Source organism: Streptomyces rubiginosohelvolus (genome assembly GCF_014649875.1).
Classification (GTDB): Bacteria; Actinomycetota; Actinomycetes; order Streptomycetales; family Streptomycetaceae; genus Streptomyces; species Streptomyces rubiginosohelvolus.
In genome coordinates, this window is sequence record NZ_BMTW01000002.1 from 368084 (window position 1) to 389186 (window position 21103).

Consider the following 21103-nt stretch of genomic DNA (forward strand, 5'->3'; position numbering starts at 1 on the left):
GCGCCAACCTTCCCGTACGCATCTGATCCCCCTCTCCCCACGGACGGAGCTCCATGCCCCCGCTCGACCTCACCGCCGACGAAGTGCTGACCACCACCCGGGCGGTACGCAAACGGCTCGATCTGAACCGGCCGGTGGAACGCGAGCTGATCGAGGAGTGCCTCGAACTCGCCACCCAGGCCCCCACCGGCCGCAACCGGCAGCGCTGGGACTTCGTCCTGGTCACCGACCCCGAGAAGCGCGCCGCGCTGGCGAACCTTTACCGGCTGGGGCTCGCCCGGCCGCGGCAGCAGGTCGTCCGGGACGGGGTGAACCGGGGCGATCTGGTGCGCGGGCAGCGGATCGCGGACAGCGCGCAGTACCTCTACGACCATCTGCACGAGGTGCCGGTGCTGCTCGTCCCGTGCATCCGGGTCCAGGGCCGGCACGAGAACGGTTCGCACGTCGGGCAGGCCAACACCTGGGGATCGATCCTCCCGGCCGTCTGGCAGTTCATGCTGGCGGCCCGTTCCCGGGGGCTCGGCACCGCCTGGACCACCCCGCACCTGCACTACGAGAAGGAGGCCGCCGAGCTGCTCGGCATCCCGTACGAGACGGTGCTCCAGACCGCGCTGATCCCGCTCGCGCACACCATCGGCACGGACTTCCGGCCGGGCCCCCGGGTCGAGGCGAAGGAGATCGCGCACTGGGACGCCTGGTAGCAGCCGGGCGGCCGTGCGTTCGCCGTCGGTGGGCAACCGCGCCGTCCCCGGGCGCGGTTGCCCATGGTTCGATGATGTGCGAACCTACGAAGACCAGCGAGAGGAGAGGGTTTCGTGCGTACCCTCAGCCACCCGGCCCGGTCCGACATCGAGCTGACCGCGGTCTTCCACGCGTTGAGCGATCCCACGCGGCTCTCCATCGTCCGCGGCCTGGTCGGCGTCGACGAGCAGTCCTGCGGGGCCCTGGACATCCCGCTCTCCAAGTCGACGCTCTCGCACCATCTGAAGGTGCTGCGCGACGCGGGCGTGACCCACACCCGTATCGAGGGCACCCACCGCTACATGTCGCTGCGCCGTGAGGACCTCGACGCCCGGTTCCCCGGGCTGCTCGACGTGGCGCTGAAGGCCGCCTGACGCTCACAGCCCCGGGCTCGGGGCTCCGGGCTCTCGGCTTCGGGCGAACTCCGCGACCCGGAACGCCAGGTCGAGCGAGCGCTCCCGGTCCCGGGTGACGTCGTCGCCGGTCAGCTCGGTGCGGATGCCGCCCGGGTGGGTGCCCAGGCTCCGGTGCACCTCGAAGAAGCCGCGCACCTCGTCGAGGACGTCGTCGAAGCCGGGCACCCCCGAGGACGTCTCCGGGTCGGTCACCCAGACCGGGCGGGCGCCGGATGCGGTCACCTTCTCCACCAGTTCGGGCAGCAGATCGCGGACCCGGTCCGCGCCCAGCTGTAACGCGAAGGTCAGCCGCCCCGGTTCGCGGTCCGGGTCCAGCCGGTCGACGTACCCGAGCGCCTCGTCGACCGTGGCGGCCGGGCCGAGCCGTACCGCGACCGGGTTGGCGATCCGGGCGGCGAAGCCGACGTGGTCCTCCCCCGGTGGCCGGTCTCCGTCGCCGATCCGGACCAGGTGGCCCGAGGTGGCGTACGGCGCACCCGTACGGGAGTCGGTGCGGGTCAGCGCCGCCGCGTAGTCCAGCCGCTCCACCTCGTGCGCGGCGTAGAACTCGACCGACCGCAGCTCCGCCGGGTCGGTGCCGCACGCCTTCATGAAGGCCAGTGCCCTGTCGATCCCGCGGGCCACCGCCTCGTACCGCTGCCCGGCCGGGGAGGCGGTGACGAACTCCCGGTTCCAGGCGTGCACCTGGCTCAGATCGGCCTCGCCGCCGGTGGTGAAGGCCCGCACCAGGTTCAGCGTCGAGGCGGCCGCCTGGTACGTGCGTGTCGGCAGCCCGGGGTCGCCGGTGCGGGGCGCGGGGTAGTGGCCCGCGATCCGGCCCACCTTCACCACCGGCACCGAGGCCGCGTAGGTCAGGACGGCGCTCATCTGGAGGAGGGTCTGCAGGGTGCCCCGGACGGCGGAGGCGGAGAGCCCGGCCGCCGCCCCGGACCCGTTGCCGGCCTGGAGGAGGAGGGCCTCACCGCGCGCCACGGCGGCGAGCCGGTCGCGCAGTTGGTCGACCTCGCCCGCGAAGACGAGCGGCGGGGCTTGGGCGAGGCCGGCGTCCGGACGGCTCACAGCACGACCCGTACGTCGTAGGCGGTCAGCCAGTCGTTGAGCTGGAGCGCGCGCGGCAGGATCGGCGGCGGGGTGAAGGTGCCGTTCACCCAGGCCTGGTCGCGGACCATGGCGCGCAGGGTGCCGGCGTCCAGCAGGCGCATCGCGGGCCCGTCGGACTCGATCATGTCGGAGACCGCCGTGCGCACGGACTCCAGGTACTCGGGGCTCTGGCCGACGGGGAAGCCGCTCTTGGGCCGGTGGACGACCTCGGCGGGCAGGGCGTCTTCGACCGCGGCGCGCAGCAGCCCCTTTTCGCTGCCGCCGAGGCGCTTGAGCCGCCAGGGCACGTTCCACACGTACTCCACCAGGCGGTGGTCGCAGAACGGGACGCGCACCTCCAGGCCGTTGGCCATGCTCATCCGGTCCTTGCGGTCGAGGAGGAAGGGCAGGAAGCGGGTGTGCTGGAGGTAGTAGACCTCGCGCATTCGCCGGTCGACGTCGCTCTCCCCGTCGAGGTACGGGACTTCGTCCAGGGCTTCCCGGTAGCGGGCGTCGAGGCGTTCGTGCAGGTCGAGGTGGCCGCGCAGTTCGGGCGAGAGGACGGCGTTGCGGTCCTTGACCCCGGCGGACCAGGGGAATCCTCCGCTGGGGCGCGCCGCCTCGCTCGCGAACCACGGGTAGCCGCCGAAGGCGTCGTCGGCGCCCTCGCCGGACAGGGCGACGGTGAGATGCCGGCGGACCTCGCGGAAGAGGAGGTAGAGGGAGACGTCGAGGTCGCCCACGCCGGGGTAGTCCCGGGCGCGCAGAGTGACGCCCGACTCCGCGAGCAGGGAGGCGGGTTCGACGAGGACTTCGCTGTGCTTCGTACCCACGTGGTCGACGACGGCCCGGACGTAGGGCGCGTCGCGGGAGACGTGCAGGGCGTCCGCCTGGAAGTCCTCCTCGCTGCCCGCGAAGTCGACGGAGTAGGTGGCGAGCGGTCCGCGGGCGTCGGCGGCCAGGGCCCGCGCGCCGATCGCGGTGATGGCGCTGGAGTCGATGCCGCCGGAGAGCAGCGCGCCGAGCGGCACGTCGGCGACGGTCTGTTCGCCGACGATCCGGTCCAGCAGCGAGCGGACGGTGGCGACGGTGGTGGCCTCGTCGTCCTCGTGCGGGGCGGTGGTGAGCTGCCAGTAGCGGCGGGCGGTCGTGGCACCCCGGCGGACGGTGAGGAGATGGCCGGGGAGCAGTTGGCGCACCCCGCGGTAGACGGCGTCGCCGGGGCGCCTGGCGGCGACGGTGAACACGTCGGTGAGGCCCTCGGCGTCGACCTCGGGGCGGATCAGGCCGGAGGCGAAGAGGGCCTTGGGTTCGGAGCCGAAGACCAGGCCCGAGGGGTGTTCGGCGTAGTAGAGGGGTTTGACGCCGAGGGGGTCGCGGCCGAGGTACAGGGTCTGTTCGGCGATGTCCCACAGGGCGTACGCGAACATCCCGGCGAACCGCTCGATGGCCCTCGGGCCCCACTCCCGGTGGGCGGCGAGCAGTACCTCGGTGTCGGACGCGGTACGGAAGCGGTGTCCGCGGGCGGTGAGTTCGGTGCGCAGTTCGCGGTAGTTGTGGATCTCGCCGCTGAAGGAGACGACGGCGCGTTCGCGCCCGTCGTCGCCGCCGTGCTCGGTCATGGGCTGGCGGCCGAGTTCCGGGTCGATGACGGCGAGGCGGCGGTGTCCGAGGCCGATGCGCGTCGCCGTCCAGACCCCGGAGTCGTCGGGGCCGCGGCGCGCGAGGGTGTCCGCCATGCGGCGGACGGTTCCGCTCTCGCGAGTCAGGTCGCGTTCCCAGTCGAGCCACCCTGCTATGCCACACATGGTCGTCCCTCTCTCGTCAGCCGCGGGGGGTGGAGGCGTACTCGGCGAGCGTGGTCTCGACGACGCCCCGGATGGGGGCGGGCAGCCGGTCCCAGTTGCGTTCGTCGTTGAGGTCGAGGACCCGGGAGAGCTTCCAGCCGAGGTACTGGCCGAGCGAGGCGAGCGGCGGGAGCTTCTCGACGGTCCGCAGGGCGAGTTCGAAGCCGGGGAAGAGTCCGGCGAGGCGTCTCGCGGTGGCCTCGCGCCAGGTGTCGTCGGCCGGGCCCGTGGTGGTGGCCAGGCACAGGATCGTCCGGTCCTGCACGACGAGCATGTAGTTGAGGACCTGGACGCCCGATCCCGGGTCACCGTCCGGGAGTTCGGCCCACAGGGCGGACTCGACGTCGTTCTGCCGGATGCCGTTGCCCTCCAGGGTGATGAGGTCCTGGGAGCGGCCGAGGGTACGCAGCAGCGGGGTGGCGACCCCGCAGGGGCATTCGGTCCCGGTGATCTCGACGAGGTCGCCGGTGCGGTAGCGCAGCAGGGGGCGGGCGAGGATGTCGAGGGTGGTGACGACGAGTTCGCCCCGGTCGGGGGTGCCGTCGACCCTGCGCGGTCCCCGCTCGGGGTCGTCGAGTTCGAGGACGTAACTCTGCGTCTGGAGGTGCAGGTTGCGGTGTTCGCAGGTGACGGCGGTGGTGCCGGTCTCGGACGAGCCGTAGGCGGCGACGTAGGCGCGGGCCCCGGTGAGGCGTTCCAGGTGGCGGACGAAGGCGGGCCCGGTCTGTTCGGCCATCAGGAACAGCTTGTCGAAGGCGGGCACGGGCTCGTCGTTGCGGTAGGCGAACTGGATCATCTCCAGCAGCCGGGAGGGCGGTCCGACGAAGACGTTGACGCCGAGTTCGCGGGTGAGGCGCAGGACGCGGGTGTAGTCGCCGGTGATGTTGTCGACCCAGGGGCGCAGCGAGAGGACCTGGAGGTATTCGAGAACCTTCTCGAACTGGTACGCGGCCGGGGCGAAGGGTGCGTTGATGAGGATGAGGGCGCGGTCGGCCGGGGAGAGGATGCGGGCCCAGAGTTCCCCGATGTTGATGGTGTTGGCGACGAGGTCGTCCAGGGCCTTGGGGGCGGCGACCGGGTTGCCGGTGGTGCCGGAGGACTCGTAGTAGTGCAGGAACTCCGAGAGTCCCCGGGTGAAGGCACGGTGCCCGCCCTCGCTCAGCGCCTGCTTGGGCAGGAAGGGCAGCTTCCCCAGGAGCGCGTCGATGGCCTTCTCCGGTTCGGTGCCGTCCGCGTCGGCGACCAGTGCGGCGTCCAGGATGGTGTCGTAGAGCCCGGACCCGGCGGCGGCCCGCAGCGTGGCGGTGAACTTCCGCCCCAGGTGGGCCCGGTCGGGGTGGCCCGCGTGGCTGTCGCGGACGAGTGCGGTGTGGTCGCGGACGGTGTCGGCGATCTCCCGGGTGGTTGTGGTGTCACGAAGCAGCAGCATGGGGTTCCCTCTCGTCAGCGGTGCCGGCCGCGCGGGCCAGGCTTCCGTCGGATATGAGGCGGGCGACGGCCGCGATGTCCTGGTCCATCCGGCGGTCGCGGTCGGCGTACGGAGCGTGGGCGCGGATCAGGGCGTGCACGGCGCGGGTGCGCGGTGCCGCCCGGTCGAGGCCGCGCAGGTCGAGCGCCTGGGCGGCGGCGAGCAGGGCGATGGCGGCGACCTGACCGGTCAGTTCGTTGACCGTGCGGGCGTCGCGGGCAGCGGTGGTGGCCATGCTGACCTTGTCCTGGTTGTGCGCCTCGGTGGACCGGGAGAAGACGGTGGCGGGCAGGGCGGTCTTCAGGGCCTCCGCGGTGACGGCGGACGCGGCGATCTGCATGCCCTTGAATCCGTGGTGCAGCCCGGCCTCGGCGCTGAGTTCGGGCGGTACGAGGTTGGCGGGCAGGCCGCCGCTGAACTTCGGGTCGATGATCAGGGCGAGCTGCCGGTCGAGCAGGTCGGCGATGTTGGCGGTGGCGGTCTTCAGGCTGTCCATCGCCTGGCCGACATGGCCCGCGTAGAAGTTCCCGCCGTGGTGCGGGCGTTCCTCCTCGACGGAGAAGAGCGGGTTGTCCGTGGAGGCGTTGACCTCGGTGGTCAGCCAGGGCTCCACCCAGGACAGGGTGTCGCGGAGCACCCCGATCACCTGGGGCGCGCACCGCACCGAGTAGTGGTCCTGGATGCGGACCTCCAGCTCCCGGAAGTCGCGGTCCTCCAGGCGTCCGGCCTCGGCGAGGATCTCCTCGTACGTGGTGGAGAGCCGCGACCCGGCGAGCAGCCGGCGCAGGTGGGCTGCCGAGGCGACCTGTCCGGGGTGGGGCTTGGCCCGGTGCAGGAACTCCGCGAAGTGCGAGGCGTTGCCGAGGAGCGCCTCGCTGACGAAGGCCGTGACGATCTCGGCGGCGGTGGCGATACCGGCCGCGTCGTGGGCGGCCAGCACGGCGAACGCGGTGGTGAACGAGGTGCCGTTGATGAGGGCGAGGCCCTCCTTGGCCTCCAGCGCCACCGGTGCGATGCCCGCCTCGCGCTGGGCCTCGGCGACCGGCAGGACGTGCTTGCCGACCTGGGCGTCCCCGTCGCCGAGGAGCGTGGCGGCGACGTAGCAGAGGGGGACGAGGTCGCCGCTGGCGCCGAGGGAGCCGCGTTCGGGGACGAGCGGGAGGATGTCGGCGTTGAGGTGGGCGAGGAGGCGGTCGACGACCAGGGGGCGGATGCCGGAGTTGCCGAGGGCCAGGCAGTTGGCGCGGATGAGGAGGGTCGCGCGGACGACGTCGGCCGGCGCGTTCGGGCCCACCCCGTTGAGGTGGTAGCGGATCAGGTTGTGCTGGAGCTGTGCGGCGCGCTCGGGGCTGATCTGGTTCGTGACGCTGTCGCCGAACCCCGTGGTGACGCCGTAGATCGGTCTGCGCTCCGCCATCAGCCGGTCGCGCAGCCCGACACTGGCCTCGGCGGCCCGGGCGGCGGCCGGGTCCAGCACCGCGGCGACCGGTGGCCGCGCCTCCTCGGGGCGGGCGAGGCGCACGATGTCGCGGAGGGTCAGGGAGCTGCCGTCCAGCGCGATACGGGAAGGGGCGGTCCAGTCGTTCACCTTCACAACTCCAGGGGTACCGGGGACTTTTTTTGATGACACCCCCATACTTCGCCGGCGGACTGCCGAATTTCTTCTGCCGACGGACCGGGTGGACCCTGGTCCGGAGACCGGGTATCGGCCCGGACCTCCGACGTGGCCCGCCGTATTGTCACGGCACTGTGAACAGAGTTACAAGAACATTTCACTGCCGGAATCTTTGGAGTTCCGATTCTCTGGGTCCTATTCTCGCCACTGGCACGGTTCAGGTCTTCCAGCACCCGGAGGTTGTCGATGTCTTCCACCGGTCCGGCCCCGCGGCCCGACGGGACCGTGCGGGTTCTCCTGGCCCCCGGTCACAGCTCGCTGTTCACCGCCGGGATCGCCTCCGCCCTCGGCCGCACTCCCGGCATCCGGCTCCTGACGACCGGTCAGGCAGCCCGGGAGGAACCGGATGTGGTGCTGGTGGAGGACGCGCCCGGCGTGCCGGTCGACGAGGTGATCGCCCTCCTGCCGGCGCCTTTGACGGCCGGCCCGCCGGACGCCCGGCGGCCCCGGATCATCGTGATGCTGCGCGACGACCGGGTCGATCGGATCCTCGGCTATCTCCGGTCGGACGTGCGGGGGTTCGTCTGCCACAACGCCCCGCTGCGTGAGCTGGTGACCGCGGTGCGGGTAGTTTTCCGGAACGAGGCATTCCTGCCCTACGGGATTGCGGCCCTGATCATCGAAGGAATTCTCCCGCATCTGCCGCGCCCTGACCCCGGGCCGTCGCCGAGCGTGTCCGAACTCACTCCCCGTGAGCGGGAGATATTCAATCTCATGGCGTCGGGAATTTCGAATGCTGAGATTGCCGACGCCTGCTCGCTCAGCCAAAAGACCGTAAAATTCCATGTGTCCAACATTCTGCGAAAACTCGGAATGAAGAACCGCATCCAGGCGGTGGTCCGTACCCGCGGAGTCCCCTGTGTCTCGGCCTGACCGGACCGATCCCACCCGAACCGAAGGGCTTCCCGTTGTCCGCACCCGCCGTCCCGCCCGCCGTCCAGGACACCGAGGGGGCCCGCGCGGCCCTCGACGCGTTCCTCGCCGCCCTCAACAGCCGTTCCGTGCCCGCCTGGACGCGGACGCTGCACTTCCCCCATCTGCGGATCCACGACGGTGCGGTCACCGTCTGGGAGACGCCCGATATCTACGTCGAGAGCGCCACGCCCGAGGTGGCTCAGCTGGTGGCCACCGGCTGGGACCACAGCGGCTGGGAGAAGGTCGAGCTGATCCAGACCTCGGCCGACCAGGTCCACGCCCAGGTCCGGTTCGCCCGCTACGACGCCGAGGACCGTCCGCTCGGCTCGTTCGAGTCGGTCTATGTGCTCACCCGGCAGGAGGGCCGCTGGGGGGTGCTGGCCCGGATCGGCTTCACGGCCGGCTGACGGCCGGTCACACGGCAGAGGCCGCCCCCGGTTCCGTACCGGGGGCGGCCTCTGCTGTGTGCGGTACGGAACCGGGGGCGGCCTCTGCCGGGTCCGGGCGGCGGGCGTCGCTCAGCCAGGGGCGTCCTCGTCGGACTCGGGTGCGGCTGCGGGGCCCGGCGGGATGCTCGCGAGCTCCGCCCCGATCCGGCCCGCGAGGACATGCTCGCCCTCGGCTGTGGGGTGGAGGCCGTCGGCGTACAGCTCCCCGGCGTCCGCGACGGGTGCGACGGCGAGCCCGTCCAGCAGGTGGAGGTGGCGGTCGCCCAGCCGTTGCAGGACCCGGACCGCCTCCGCGGTCAGGGACCGGGCGCCCTCCAGGGTCAACCCGGCACTGTTGACGGCCCGTTCACGATCGGGCGAGGAGAAGGGGGTGAGCACCACGACCGGGGTGTCCGGATGGCCGTCGCGGACGGTGTCGAGGAACCCGCAGACGGCCGGGCCCCAGCTGCGGGCGGTGAACGCGCCCCGGATGTAGGCGTTGATGCCGAGTTCCAGGGTGATCAGGTCGGCCGGGGTGTCCCGGATCGTGCGGGCCACCACCGGGTCCAGGTACGCCTCCCCCGCGAACCCTAGGTTGCGCAGCCGCCAGCCGTGCTCCGCCGCGACCAGGGCCGGCCAGGTCTCGGAGGGCCCTGCGGCGTACATGCAGTGGGTCAGTGAGCTGCCGTGGACCAGGAGCCGGCGGCCCGTGCGCGCCGCCGCGAGCAGGTGGCGGTGGCCACGCAGGGTCACCGCCCCGATCCGGGTGACGGCGAGGTGCGGAAGCCAGACCTCGACGTCGGCGGGGGTGCCGTCGGTGACGGGCAGCGGGAAGGCGACCCGGTGGCGGCCGGGGCCGCCGGTCCAGCGGTGGGCCAGGATGCCGTCGACCCGGATGTCCAGGGGTGAGCCGCCGGGGTCGAGATCCACCTCCAGCTCCAGGGCTGTCGCGTCGGTGCGGACCGCGAAGCGGACCCCGGCGGTGGTGCGGGCCAGCCGGGAGAAGTTGGCCGACATGGCGGTGGCGAGCCGGTCCACCGGCATCCGCAGGGGCAGCCGGGCGCCGCTGCCCCGGTCCCAGCCGGCGATCCCGTCGAAGGAGAGCCGGGGATCGCCGGGGACGAGCCGCTCCACGGCGGCGCCCGGGGCGCGGGCGGTACCGGTGGTCATGCGCCCTCACGCTCCAGGACCGCGGGATCGGAGCCGTCGGCCGTTCCCTTACGGGCGCCCGTCGCGCCGGGGGCGCCCTGGGGTCCGTCCGCCGCGTCGTCAGCGTCGGGGGCGTCCGCCGCGCCGTCCGGCTCCGGTGTACGGGCCGGTCCGAGCCCCAGCGCGGCGGCCAGCGCGCCGGCCAGCGAGAAGAGGCCCACGGCCAGGAACGCCCGGTGGTAGGAGGCGAGTCCACCCTCGTCGCCGCCGGTGGCGAGGACCGCGGCGGCCACCGCGACCCCGAGCCCGCCGCCCAGTTGCAGGGCGGACTGGATGAGGGAGGTGGCCAGTCCCTGCTGCTCGTCGGCGACCCCGCTGACGCCCGCGACGTTGAAGCTGGGGAAGCTGAGCCCGTTGCCGATGCCGTGCAGGACCAGGGCGGGCAGCAGGACCGTGACGTAGTTACTGCTCTCGTCGGCGCGCAGGAAGAGCAGGATGCCGAGACCCTGGAGCAGCAGCCCGGCCACGGCCGGGACGCGCAGCCCGAAGCGGTTGATGACGCGCGGGGTGACATTGACCGTGACGAGGATGGCCGCGGCCATCGGGACGATCGCGGCGCCCGCGCCCAGGGCGCTGTAGTCCAGCACCTGCTGGAGGTAGAGGAGGGCGACGAACTGCCAGCCGATCGTCGCGCAGGCCCAGGTGAGCCCGACGACATTGGCCGTGGACAGGGTCCGCGAACGGAAGATGGAGAGCTGGACAAGGGGTTCGGCCCGGCGGTTCTGGATGATGACGAAGGCGACGAGCAGGGCGACGGACGCCACCAGCGAGAGCACGGTCGTCACCGAGCCCCAGCCCACCTCGGGGGCCCGGGTCAGGGCGAAGACCAGCAGCAGCACACCGCCGGTCGCGGTCACCGCGCCGAAGGCGTCGAAGCCCGGGCGCTCGCCGTCCCGCACCGGGTCGGGCGAGACCGCGTAGCGGACGGCGGCCAGGACCAGAGCGGCGATGACGAACGGCACGAAGAAGGTCAGCCGCCAGTTGAGTTCGGTGAGCACACCGGAGAGCACGAGCCCGGCCGCGTAACCGCTGGCCCCGGTGAGGGAGAAGATACCCACCGCGCGGTTTCGCTCCGGGCCCTCCTTGAAGGTGGTCATGATGATCGAGAGCGCGGCCGGGGCGATGAACGCCGCCGCGACGCCCTTGATCACCCGGCTGACGATCAGCAGGGTGCCGTCCGAGACGAAGCCGCCCGCCAGGCTGGCGACGGCGAAGACCGCGGTGCCCCAGAAGAACATCCGCCGTCGGCCGAAGAGGTCGGCGGCGCGCCCGCCGAGCAGCAGGAACCCTCCGTATGCGACCGCGTAGCCGGAGATGATCCATTGCAGCTCTTCGGCGCTCAGCCCCAGATCGTCCTTGAGCTCGGGCAGGGCGACGCCCATCAGCGAGACGTCCATGGAGTCCAGGAACAGCTGCGCACAGAGCACGAGCAGGGCGATCTGCTTGCGACCGCCCAGTGTTCCCGCCGTACGCGAGGTCACCTGTGGGTCCGACATCGTTTGCCGCCATTCGATCCGGCAGACAACAGTCTGCTAGCCAACGATTTCCGATGAACGTAGCAGTGAAATCGTCTTGCGGCAAACAATCTTGACGGAGAGTGAGAGTCGAAACGGGGCACTCCAGGGGCACCGACCCTTGTGGGTCGAACGTGGCCGACCCTATGATTCGATAGTTGACGAACTATAAAAGTTCTCGGTGTCTCATCCCCGGAGCACGTCATGCCCACGGATCCATCCCGGTCCGCGAACCGGTCACGCCTCCCCTCCCTCACCGGACTGCGCTTCGTCGCCGTCCTCTTCGTCTTCGCGTTCCACGCCTCCCTCCAAGCGCCCTTCGCCGACGCCCGACTGGCTTCGGCGTACGCGGAACTCACGGCGAACGCGGGCTGGCTGGGAGTCAGCTTCTTCTTCGTGCTCAGCGGCTTCGTCCTGACCTGGTCGGCCCGCCCCGACGACACGGCCCGCCGCTTCTGGCGCCGCCGCGCGGCCAAGGTCTACCCCCTGCACATCGTGACCTGGGGGGCCGCACTGGCCCTGCTCGCCTCGGCCGGCACCCCCGCCGGAGTGCGCCAGGCGGTCCCCAACCTCTTCCTCGTCCAGACCTGGGTGCCCGACCGGGACGTCTTCTCCAGCCTCAACGACGTCAGCTGGTCGCTCTCCGCCGAGGTCTTCTTCTACCTCGCCTTTCCGCTGCTGATCCTCGCCGTCCGCCGGATCGCCCCCGAGCGGCTGTGGCTGTGGGCCGTCGCATCGGCCGCGGCCGTACCCCTGCTGCCGCTGCTCTCCGAACTACTGCCGCCGGGCGATCCGTTGCCCTTCGGTTCGGGTTCCGAGGAGCAGTTCTGGTTCACCTACGTCCTGCCCATCGGCCGGACCCTGGAGTTCGTCCTCGGCATCCTGCTGGCCCGGATGGTTCTGACGGGCCGGCGCATCCCGGTCAACGTGCCCGTCGCGGTCGCCCTGTTGGCAGTCGGTTACGCGATATCGCTGCGACTCCCCTTCCTTTACGGCCTCACCAGCGCAACGGTCGTACCGATCGGGCTGCTGATCGTCGCGGTCGCCCGACGGGACGTCGCCGGGCGCGGCTCCTTCCTCGCCGGGCCCGTCCTCGTACGGCTCGGCGAGTGGTCGTTCGCCTTCTACCTCACCCACCGGCTGCTCCTCCAGCACGGCCACCGGCTGCTCGGCGAGGGCCGCACCTTCTCCACCCCCGCGGCCGTCGCCCTGCTCGGGGCCGCGTTCGCCCTGTCGCTGGCGATCTCCTGGCTGCTGCACATCGCCGTCGAGCGGCCCGCGATGAAGTACCTCGGCCGCTCGCGCCCCGACGCCCCGGCCCCGCCGCCCTCATCACCCGCGGCTCCCGCACCGACCGGCGCCGCCCCGGCCCTGCCCGGGACCGGCGGCGGCGCGCCCGCCTGAGGACCCCGACGTCCCCCGGCCCCCACCGGTACCGCCCCCTCACCAGAGAGGCACTTCCGATGACTGACACGCCCCTGACGCTTCCTCAGTACCCGTTCCCGGTCCGCCCGTTCGCCGAGCCACCGGAGGCGTACGCGGAGCTCCGCGCCAAGTGCCCCGTCACCCAGGTGCAGTTGCCGAGCGGCGACACCGCCCACATGGTGACCGGTTACGACGAGGTCATCGCCGCGATGGCCGACCGCAGGCTGTCCCGGGCGGCGCTGCGCGAGCCCGGGGCCGTCCGCACGGTCAAGGGCGAGGACTTCTCCGACAACCCCTACAACCTCCTCAACCAGGAGGGCGAGGACCACCACCGGCTGCGCCGGCTCATCGCCCCCGCGTTCACCCCGCGCAAGGCTGAGAAGTGGCGGGCCCGGGTGGAGGAGATCGCCCACGAACTGATCGACCGGCTGGAGGCGGGGCCGCGCCCGGCGGACCTGCACCACGACTTCGCGGCCGTCCTGCCCGTCTGGGTGATCTCGGAGATGGTCGGCGCCCCGGTGGAGGACCGCGAACGGCTCCAGGAGTGGACGGACCGCCTCGTCAGCATCACCGCCCACACCCCCGAGGAACGGCTCGCCGCCCGCTCCGAGTCGGCCCAGTACGTCGCCGGACTCATCGCCCGCCGCCGGGAAGCTCCCAGCGACGACCTGCTCAGCGCCCTGATCACCGCCCGCGACGACAACGACCGCCTGGACGAGCGGGAGTTGGTCTGGCTCGGGATCAATCTGCTGGTCGCCGGGCACGACACCACGGTCAGCGCCATCGTCCGCGCGCTGTACCAGCTGCTGCGCCACCCCGACCAGTGGAAGCTGCTCACCGAAAACCCGGATCTGGTTCCCGGCGCCACCGAGGAACTCCTGCGCTACGCACCGCCCTCCGAGATCGGCTTCATGCGGATCGCCACCGAGGACGTTGAGCTGGCGGGCACCACCATCAAGGCCGGCGAGGGGGTCATCCCGGTGATGCACGCGGCGGGCCGCGACACCCGGCACGTCTCGCGCCCCGAGGAGCTGGACATCACCCGCGACGACGCGGTGCACGCCGCGTTCGGCCACGGGACGCACTACTGCCCCGGTGTCGGCGTGGCCCGGATGGAGCTCCAGGTCGCGTTCGGGGTGCTGGCGAGGCGGCTGCCCACGCTGCGGCTCGCCGTGCCGGCCGAGGACGTCGAGTGGCTGGGCGGACTGCTGACCCTCCGGCCGAAGGCGCTGCCCGTGGAGTGGTGAGCGGGGCTCGTACGTGAAAGAGCGCCGGACGGGATCGTCCGGCGCTCCTTCGCGTGGGGCGGGGGCGGGTCAGCCGCCGGACTCCTTGACGCCCCAGGCGGTGAAGACCGCGAGGGAGAGGTCGTGGAAGGACGGGTCGTCCAGGTCGGCGTAGGCGGCGGCGAACTCCTCGTCGGTGGCCAGTCCTTCGGCGACGACCGCCTCCCGGGTCTGCTCCAGGGTCAGCTGCCACCAGCGGGCCTCGTCGTCGCCGCCGCGGATCCGCTGGAAGCGCGCGTCGTAGCCGATGCGACCGAGGCCCTTGCCCTCGAACGGCACGGGGAAGGTGCGGGCCCACTCGGTGTCCGTGCCCACGGCGGACTCCAGGTGGGTCCGGAAGGCGCGCATCACCTTGCGGTAGGCCGGGTGCGGCGAGTCCTTGATCGGGAAGAAGGCGGGCTCCTCCAGGACCAGGATCCCACCGGGGGCCAGCCACTCGACGAGCCGGGCCAGTGCCTTCTCCGGGTCGGGCAGATGGATCACGACGTAACGCGCGTGGATGAAGTCGAACGAGCCGGGCGGGAAGTCCTCGGTGTAGACGTCGTGGCGCAGCACCCGGACGCCCTCGTCGGCCAGTTCGTCGAGGAAGGTGGTGTCCAGGTCGGTGACGGTGACCTCGGCGCCCTGTCCGGCCAGCCAGCGGGCGACGGATCCGCCCCCGCCGCCGACCTCCAGGACCCGGTGTCCCGTGGTGAGGCCGAGAGCCTCGAAGCGGGCGCGGGTGTGGTGGTCGAGGACCGACTCCAGCAGGGTCAGCCGCTCGCGTTCGGTGGCGACGGCGTGGCTGAAGACGCCGTCGCGGTAACGCTCCTGGTTCCACTCCCAGCGTTCGCCGGAGGTGGCGGGTTCCTCCGCTGCCGGGGCCTGGTTCGTCTCGGGCGCGGGTGCCCCTCCGTCCGGGGTCTCGGTCGTTCCGGGGGCGGGTGAGCTGCTCATGTCCGGGTCTCCTCGGTTGTGGCGGTGCGCGGAACGGGATGGCGGCGGTGCGCGGTGCGGACGGGCGGGGGTGGCGTCGGCGGGACGGTCGGGCGGGTCACAGGAAGGCCAGCACCCGGGCAGGGCCGCCCGTGCCGCCCGCGTGGCGGGGTGCGCCGACGACGGCGACCGCGCCGACGTCAGGGACGGTGTCGAGGCCCGCGAGGCACTCGACGCCGTACCGGCCCGCGGGCAGGATGACCCGGTGGGTGTACGGGTCGGCCGGACGGGATCCGGGGTCCAGGCTCGGCGAGTCGGTGCCGACGCCGACCACGGAGCGCTCCTCGACGAGGAAGGCGGCGGCCTCCACCGAGATGCCGGGGAAGCGGTAGAGCCCGTCCTTCTCGTCGAAGTTGAGGAAGGCGCCGGGGGTGTTGATGCGTGCCGCCCAGCCGTTGTCGACGGCGAGCAGGGCGCGGTCCGGGATCCGGCCGTGGCGGCTCTCCCAGCGCACCAGGTCGTCCACGGTCAGCTCGGTGACGTGGTCGCGGGCGGCGCGGTCCCCGATCCGGACGACGGCGAGCGGGGCGACCAGGGAGTCGGCCGGGATCCGCTCCACGGACAGCCCGTCGTCGTCGAAGTGGAGCGGGGCGTCGATGTGGGTGCCGATGTGCTCGTTGTACGTCAGTTCCAGCGCGTTGTACTCGTGCTCGGCGAGGTTGGCGAGCCGCCGGATCTCCATGGGCTTGACGTAGAGGTCGAAGACCGGCCAGTCGGGGCCGACGACATGCGTGAGGTCACGGACGGAGCCGGTCGGCAGGGTGACGCGCGGGGCGGGCCGCTCCGCCGGACCGGCGGGGTCCTGGGAGCCGGACTTCCCCTGCTCCGGGGGGAGGGAGGCGGCGATGGTCTGGGGGTTGCACACGGGGCAGCTCCGATCCGCCGGCTCGCGGGAGCCGGCGCTAGACTGGGGAGGGAAGACGTTCTGGGGATGGATAATCTCGACACACCGGATGGCCCGCCGTCCTGGACCGCAGGAGGAGCAGTCATGACCGCCACGCAGCCTTCCCGCCTCACATCGCCGAGCCGGGAGCAGGACGGTGGGACCCGCGGCTACTTCTCCAAGCTGGCCCAGGAGCGCCCCGACATCGCGATGTGCCGGGCGACGACGCTGGTGGCGCGCACGATCGACGAGGAGCTGTCCGGGCACCGGCTGACCGTGGCCCAGCACCTGGTGCTGAAGATGCTGGACGACGTGGGCCCCTGTTCGCAGCAGGAGCTGAGCGAGCAGTTGCGGATCGACCGCAGCGTGATGGTCGGCTGTATCGACGGCCTGGAGGACTCCGGTCTCGTACGGCGTGAGCGTCACCCCCGGGACCGCCGGGCCTACGCGGTGACGCTGACCCCGGAGGCGGGACCGGCACTGGCGGAGGCGGAGGGCGGGGTGCCGCGGCTGCTGGACCGGGCCTTCGGTGCGCTGACGGCCGCCGAGCGGCGGACGCTGGCCCGGCTGGTGGGCAAGATCCTTGAGGTGAACTGAGGCCCGCACGGGCTCAGTCGACGACGGCCTGGTTGACCAGCTGCCGCAGCCGCCCGTGCAGGGGGTGGGCGCTGGAGGGCATGAGCTGGGTGAAGAAGAGGGCGGTGAGCCGCTCCTTCGGGTCGACCCAGAAGATGGTTCCGGCCGCGCTGTGCCAGCCGTACTCCCCCGGGCTCGCCACCACCCCGGCCTGCGCCGGGTCCTCGACGACGGCGAAGCCGAGCCCGAAGCCGACGCCGGCGGTGGGCATCTCGGAGAAGACCGGGCGGCCGACGCTGTTCAGATCGGCCCCGCCCGGCAGATGGTTGCGGAGCATGTGCCGCAGGGTGCGGGGGCCGAGGATGCGCTGCCCCTCGTGGACGCCCTCACCGAGCAGCATCTGCGTGAAGCGGTGGTAGTCGGCCAGTGTGGTGACCAGGCCCGCGCTGCCGGAGAGTGCGGCGGGCCGGTGCAGGGCGCCGGCGCCGAGGCCGTCGTTGCGGGTGGCGCGGCCGGTCGCCGGGTCGGCGGTGTAGAAGGCGGCGAGCCGGTCGGCCTTCTCCGGCGGGACGGAGAAGGCAGTGTCCTCCATGCCGAGCGGCTCCAGGATCCGGCTCGCGAAGAACGCGTCGAGGCTCTGGCCCGACGCGACCTCCACGACCCGGCCGAGGACGTCGCTGGAGACGCCGTAGTTCCAGGCGGTGCCGGGCTCGAAGAGCAGCGGGAAGGAGGCCCAGTGCTCGCAGCAGGCGGCGAGGTCGAGGCCGGGCGGGGTGGCCCACTCGTAGCCGTTCTTCGTGTAGATCTCGTCGACGGGGTGGGCGCGGTGGAAGCCGTAGGTGAGCCCGGAGGTGTGGCTGAGCAGGTGCCGCACCCGGATCGGCTCGGTGACGGGTGCGGTGACCGGCCGGTCGGCGGGCCCGCGCTGGTACACGCGTACGTCGGCGAAGGCGGGGATGTAGCGGGAGACCGGGTCCTGGAGGCCGATCACCCCCTCCTCGACAAGGATCATGGCGGCGACGGAGGTCACCGGTTTGGTCATCGACCAGGCCCGGTAGAGGGTGTCGCCCGCCGCCGGGAGGTCGTTCTCCCGGTCGCGCGAACCGTACGAGGACAGATGGGCGACCTTGCCGTCGCGGGTGACGGCGAGCTGCCAGCCCGGGAGCCGCCCGTCGTCCACATAGGCGGAGAGATGGGCGTCGATGCGGTGGAGCCGGTCGGGGCTCAGTCCGACCTCCGCCGGATCCACCTCGGTCTTGATACGGGACACTGCTCCTCCTGGGTGGGCATGCGGGCAGCCATACGGCTCGACATTATTTGATAGTTCGCGATCCATAGAACTATAGGAGCAACTCCCTTGCACAACAAGGGAGTCATCGAGTGCTGAGACGGACCTCAGCCGGTCGGAGCCAGGGCCCGCAGGGCGGCGAGGGTCCCATCCGGGCCCGCACCGAACTCGGGCGCGGGGAGCACCGCGAGCAGCGGCGTCGTCACCCCCGCCGCGACATAGGCGGCCACCTTCTCCCGGCACTCCTCCGGCTTCCCGTGCACCAGGAGCGCGTCCACCAGCGCGTCGGGCAGCGCGCCTCCCGCACCCAGCAGATCCCCCGCGGCCCAGGCCCGGCGGGAGGCGGCCAGCTCGTCGTCGCGGCCCAGCCACGAGTGGAAGGCGGAGTACGTACGGGCGTTGAGGATCGGGCCGAGCAGGGCCCGGCCGCGCGCCCGGGCGTGGGCGAGGTCGCCGGTCGGACAGACGAAGAGCCGGGCGACGATCTCCTTGCCCGCCCCCTCCGGGCCCATCGCCTCCTTGACCGGCCGCAGGTCCTCCACGGCGAGGAAGTTGGTGACCAGCCCGTCCGCCTCCCGCGCGGCGAGCCGCAGCATCTGCGGGCGGAGCGCGCCGACCAGCACGGGCGGCACCGGATCCGGGTGCAGGGCGGGGCGGTAGTCCTCGATGGTGAACGAGTCGAAGACCCCGCGCACCGAGCGGCCTGCGAGAGCCGCCTTGAGGAAGCGGACGGTGTCGCGGACGTGCCGGTAGGGGTGTTCGAAGGGGATGCCGTTGATCCGGGTGACGAACGGGGGCCCCGACGAGCCGACCCCCACGGCGACCCGGCCCGGGGCGGCCTCGGCGAGCGTCGCGACCGTCATGGCGAGCAGCGCGGGCCCCCGGGTCTGCACGGGCACCACGGCGGTGCCCACGCGCAGCGACGGGGCCCAGGCGGCGGCGAGCGCCAGCGGGGTGAACCCGTCGTATCCAGCGGCCTCGCCCGACCAGGCGTCGGTGTACCCGAGGTCGGGCAGTTCCTCGATGATCCGCCGATGCGCGGACAGCGGTACGGAGTTGAGCGGGATGGTCACACCGTGGCGCTGCATCGCGACCCCTCACGAACGGTTCGAAAGTTCTACGTTCGTCGAAGTATTGAGGGGTGCGCGGAGTGTGTCAACGCCCTCAGTGCCCGTGATCGGCGGACTCGCCGCCCTCGGGCGCGGGCTTCTCGGGAGCAGCGCCCCCGGCGTGCACGGTGAAGGCGGCCGTACGGACCTTCCCCTCGTGCCGGAAGTCGAGGAAGAGGCGGTAGGCCCCCTTGCTCGGGGCCGTCGCGGTGAAGGAGACCTCAGGCCCGGACTCGGTACGCCCGTCGCCCGGTTCGCCGTTCGGGTGGACGTGGAGGTACGCCAGGTCGCCGGCGCGCAGCGCGACGAGGTGGCCGTACGCACCGAGGTAGGGCTGGAGGTCGTTGACCGGCTTGCCGTCCTTCTCGACCTCAAGCTTCAGTTCGCTGCCCGCCCCGGGACGCAGCACACCGGCGAGCGTGACCTCGTACCCGTCGACTGTCACCGTCCGCTCGGCTTCCGGGAGCGGCTCGGGGCGGGCGTCGCCGGAGACGGCGAGGTCAGCGCCCAAGGTGACGCCCTCGGCGTTCCTCTCCTCCGGGGTGAAGTCGGCGAAGACCCGGTAGCCGCCGGCTTCGGGGAGCTCGACGGGGGTGGACCAGGTGCCGTCGGCGGCCCGCTCGGGGTGCAGGTGCCGGTAGGTGGTGAGGTCGCTCGACGCCACGATCAGGTGCAGCTCCTTGCCGTGCTCGCGGCGGAACGCGGTCACGTTGCGGGAGGTGTCCTCGTCCACGACGGCGAAGCGCAGCTCGGCGGGCTCGCCCGCCTCGACGCGCGGGGTGTCGAGGTCGAGGGTGAAGCCTCCCTGCGAGACCTGCAGGCCACCGGGAAGCTCGGACGCCTCCCCCGCACCCTTCTCCGTCGCCGGGCCCTCCTTCTCGCCGTGGCCCTCCCCGCTCTCCTGGTGGGACGGCTCCTTCGGCGCGGCCACGGGATCCAGCGCGCCGCCCACCGCGTACGCCGACCCGAAGGTCGCCGCGAGCCCCGCGGCGAAGGCCGTGATCTTGAGACCGGTCTGCATGGCCCACTCCCTCGTCAAGGCCGCCGGATCGCGACCACTCACCACTCAAGATACCCCCCAGGGGTATGAAGTCAACCGGAGGCGATCTTGCGGGGCGATACGGGGACACGGAGAGTGAAGCCCGCCGGTCCGGCGCGGCACGGGGAAGCGGGGGATTCATGGGGGCGTTCGTCGCGCTACTGGCAGGGATCGGCGCGGTGTCCGCGTGGTGCGCGGTGGTGCTGATCCGGCGCGGGCGTCGCGGCGCCACCGAGAACGCGGACGGGCTGCTGATCGAGCAGGCGGCCCGGCTGCGGGCCCAGCAGTCGCGGAGCGAGGGACGGGATTTCCGGGCCCACCCACACGGCAGGCCGGGCTCGGGGCCGCGCCGCCACTGACCCCCGCCGCCCGGCGGGCCTGGGTTCGACCGGCTACCGGCCCCCGCCGCCCAGCGCGGCCAGGGTGCGCAGCAGGGTGTCGGTCTGCTCGTCCATCGGGAAGAACGACTCCACCGCGAGTTCCGAGAGGGTCACGTCGGCGGGGGCCCCGAAGGTGGCGATCGTACTGAAGAACGCCATGTCGCCGAGCGGCGTACGGATGCGCAACGGGACGACGATGCCGGTCGGGTCCACCGGGCCGGGGTCGGCGTCGAGGTCGGCCGGGACCGGGTAGGCGGAGACCTCCTCGTACAGCTCCCGCAGCTCGTCGTGGCCGGTGGTCTCCACCTGGTGCCGCAGCCGGCCGAGGGCGTGGGCGCGGACCTGGGCGAAGTTCAGGCACTGGGAGGCGAGCCCCTCCGGGTGGAGGATCAGCCGCATCACATTGCCGCCCGACTCGGTCAGATGCGGCGGCACGGTGCCGAGCAGCAGGGACATCGCGTCGTTGCGGTCGACGATGTTCCAGATCCGGTCGATCGCGGCGGCCGGGTAGGGCTCGTGCCCGGCCAGCATCGCCCGGATCGCCGAGCGGACCATCGCCATCCGGTCGCTGTCGAGCGGCGACTCCCGGTACGCGGGGGCGTAACCGGCCGCCAGCAGCAGGCCGTTGCGGTCCCGCAGCGGGATGTCGAGGTGCTCGGCGAGCCGGAGCACGAAATCGCGGCTCGGCCGGGCGCGGCCCGTCTCCACGCAGGAGAGGTGGCGGGTGGAGGAGTCCGCACGCAGGGCCAGGTCGAGCTGGCTGAGCTTGCGGCGGCGACGCCAGGACCGGAGCAACGGGCCTATCCGGGGCGGCTCTTGGGTCTCCATGATCCCACCGTACCCGTGGAG

The 21103-nt window shown here is 72.2% G+C and carries 20 protein-coding genes; 8 read left to right on the forward strand and 12 right to left on the reverse strand.

The features are described from left to right. The first annotated feature begins 53 nt into the window (after positions 1-53). Both IE134_RS08955 and IE134_RS08960 read left to right on the forward strand, forming a co-directional pair. The gene (locus IE134_RS08955; protein ID WP_030716330.1) at positions 54-701 is read left to right on the forward strand and encodes a nitroreductase family protein; all 648 of its coding nucleotides are present in this window, start codon (positions 54-56) and stop codon (positions 699-701) included. 114 nt (positions 702-815) lie between these two features. After that, entirely contained in the window at positions 816-1115 is a 300-nt protein-coding gene (locus IE134_RS08960; RefSeq protein ID WP_030716320.1) for an ArsR/SmtB family transcription factor, read from the forward strand. A 3-nt stretch (positions 1116-1118) separates the two neighbouring features. On the opposite strand, the gene IE134_RS08965 is transcribed toward IE134_RS08960, so the two are convergent. The 4 genes from IE134_RS08965 to IE134_RS08980 are packed head-to-tail and all read right to left on the reverse strand — an operon-like array spanning position 1119 to position 7140. Beyond that, a complete protein-coding gene (locus IE134_RS08965) occupies positions 1119-2309 on the reverse strand; it encodes a 3-deoxy-7-phosphoheptulonate synthase (protein ID WP_078614437.1) in 1191 nt (396 codons plus the stop codon). Next, positions 2213-4045 carry an asparagine synthase (glutamine-hydrolyzing) gene (asnB, locus tag IE134_RS08970; RefSeq protein WP_098893996.1) on the reverse strand — a complete coding sequence of 611 codons (1833 nt, stop codon included), beginning with the start codon at positions 4043-4045 and terminating at the stop codon, positions 2213-2215. Before asnB ends, IE134_RS08965 begins: the two co-directional genes overlap by 97 nt. Before the next feature lie 16 nt (positions 4046-4061). Beyond that, entirely contained in the window at positions 4062-5513 is a 1452-nt protein-coding gene (locus tag IE134_RS08975) for a phenylacetate--CoA ligase family protein (RefSeq protein ID WP_030716305.1), read from the reverse strand. Next, the gene (locus IE134_RS08980; protein ID WP_229823445.1) at positions 5497-7140 is read right to left on the reverse strand and encodes an HAL/PAL/TAL family ammonia-lyase; all 1644 of its coding nucleotides are present in this window, start codon (positions 7138-7140) and stop codon (positions 5497-5499) included. Before IE134_RS08980 ends, IE134_RS08975 begins: the two co-directional genes overlap by 17 nt. A 273-nt stretch (positions 7141-7413) precedes the next feature. On the opposite strand from IE134_RS08980, the gene IE134_RS34530 reads away from it, so the two are divergent. Both IE134_RS34530 and IE134_RS08990 read left to right on the forward strand, forming a co-directional pair. Beyond that, complete coding sequence (locus IE134_RS34530; RefSeq protein ID WP_050513717.1) at positions 7414-8100, forward strand: response regulator transcription factor; 687 nt, start codon at positions 7414-7416, stop codon at positions 8098-8100. A gap of 35 nt (positions 8101-8135) precedes the next feature. Next, entirely contained in the window at positions 8136-8549 is a 414-nt protein-coding gene (locus IE134_RS08990; protein WP_050513716.1) for a DUF6841 family protein, read from the forward strand. 111 nt (positions 8550-8660) lie between these two features. On the opposite strand, the gene IE134_RS08995 is transcribed toward IE134_RS08990, so the two are convergent. Next, entirely contained in the window at positions 8661-9740 is a 1080-nt protein-coding gene (locus tag IE134_RS08995; protein WP_050513715.1) for a GDSL-type esterase/lipase family protein, read from the reverse strand. Next, positions 9737-11275 (reverse strand): MFS transporter, encoded by a 1539-nt coding sequence (locus IE134_RS09000; protein WP_078614431.1) that lies wholly within the window; start codon positions 11273-11275, stop codon positions 9737-9739. The genes IE134_RS08995 and IE134_RS09000 overlap by 4 nt, the downstream gene beginning before the upstream one ends. 222 nt (positions 11276-11497) lie before the next feature. Between IE134_RS09000 and IE134_RS09005 the strand changes: the two genes are divergently transcribed. Together IE134_RS09005 and IE134_RS09010 are read left to right on the forward strand one after the other, a co-directional pair. After that, positions 11498-12697 carry an acyltransferase family protein gene (locus IE134_RS09005; protein WP_098893994.1) on the forward strand — a complete coding sequence of 400 codons (1200 nt, stop codon included), beginning with the start codon at positions 11498-11500 and terminating at the stop codon, positions 12695-12697. A 59-nt stretch (positions 12698-12756) separates the two neighbouring features. Then, a complete protein-coding gene (locus IE134_RS09010) occupies positions 12757-13965 on the forward strand; it encodes a cytochrome P450 (protein WP_030716284.1) in 1209 nt (402 codons plus the stop codon). A 69-nt stretch (positions 13966-14034) separates the two neighbouring features. Here the strand turns inward: IE134_RS09010 and IE134_RS09015 are convergent, their stop codons facing one another. Continuing rightward, the gene (locus IE134_RS09015) at positions 14035-14940 is read right to left on the reverse strand and encodes a class I SAM-dependent methyltransferase (RefSeq protein WP_050513712.1); all 906 of its coding nucleotides are present in this window, start codon (positions 14938-14940) and stop codon (positions 14035-14037) included. Between the two features lie 97 nt (positions 14941-15037). Further along, positions 15038-15844 (reverse strand): cyclase family protein, encoded by an 807-nt coding sequence (locus IE134_RS09020; RefSeq protein ID WP_050513711.1) that lies wholly within the window; start codon positions 15842-15844, stop codon positions 15038-15040. A 123-nt stretch (positions 15845-15967) separates the two neighbouring features. On the opposite strand from IE134_RS09020, the gene IE134_RS09025 reads away from it, so the two are divergent. Continuing rightward, complete coding sequence (locus IE134_RS09025; protein WP_030716274.1) at positions 15968-16459, forward strand: MarR family winged helix-turn-helix transcriptional regulator; 492 nt, start codon at positions 15968-15970, stop codon at positions 16457-16459. A 13-nt stretch (positions 16460-16472) separates the two neighbouring features. Here IE134_RS09025 and IE134_RS09030 read toward each other — a convergent pair whose 3' ends face one another. From IE134_RS09030 to IE134_RS09040, 3 genes are all read right to left on the reverse strand, one after another. After that, a complete protein-coding gene (locus IE134_RS09030; protein WP_189430138.1) occupies positions 16473-17708 on the reverse strand; it encodes a serine hydrolase domain-containing protein in 1236 nt (411 codons plus the stop codon). A gap of 125 nt (positions 17709-17833) precedes the next feature. Continuing rightward, a complete protein-coding gene (locus IE134_RS09035; RefSeq protein WP_030716267.1) occupies positions 17834-18814 on the reverse strand; it encodes an LLM class F420-dependent oxidoreductase in 981 nt (326 codons plus the stop codon). A 76-nt stretch (positions 18815-18890) separates the two neighbouring features. Continuing rightward, the gene (locus IE134_RS09040; RefSeq protein ID WP_030716264.1) at positions 18891-19856 is read right to left on the reverse strand and encodes a DUF8832 domain-containing protein; all 966 of its coding nucleotides are present in this window, start codon (positions 19854-19856) and stop codon (positions 18891-18893) included. A 158-nt stretch (positions 19857-20014) separates the two neighbouring features. Here IE134_RS09040 and IE134_RS09045 point away from each other — a divergent pair, with 158 nt between their 5' ends. Next, positions 20015-20233, forward strand: coding sequence for a hypothetical protein (locus IE134_RS09045; RefSeq protein ID WP_030716261.1), 219 nt, complete (start codon positions 20015-20017; stop codon positions 20231-20233). A gap of 33 nt (positions 20234-20266) precedes the next feature. On the opposite strand, the gene IE134_RS09050 is transcribed toward IE134_RS09045, so the two are convergent. Next, positions 20267-21082, reverse strand: a complete 816-nt coding sequence (locus IE134_RS09050) for a helix-turn-helix domain-containing protein (RefSeq protein WP_030716258.1) — start codon at positions 21080-21082, stop codon at positions 20267-20269. Positions 21083-21103 lie beyond the last annotated feature (21 nt).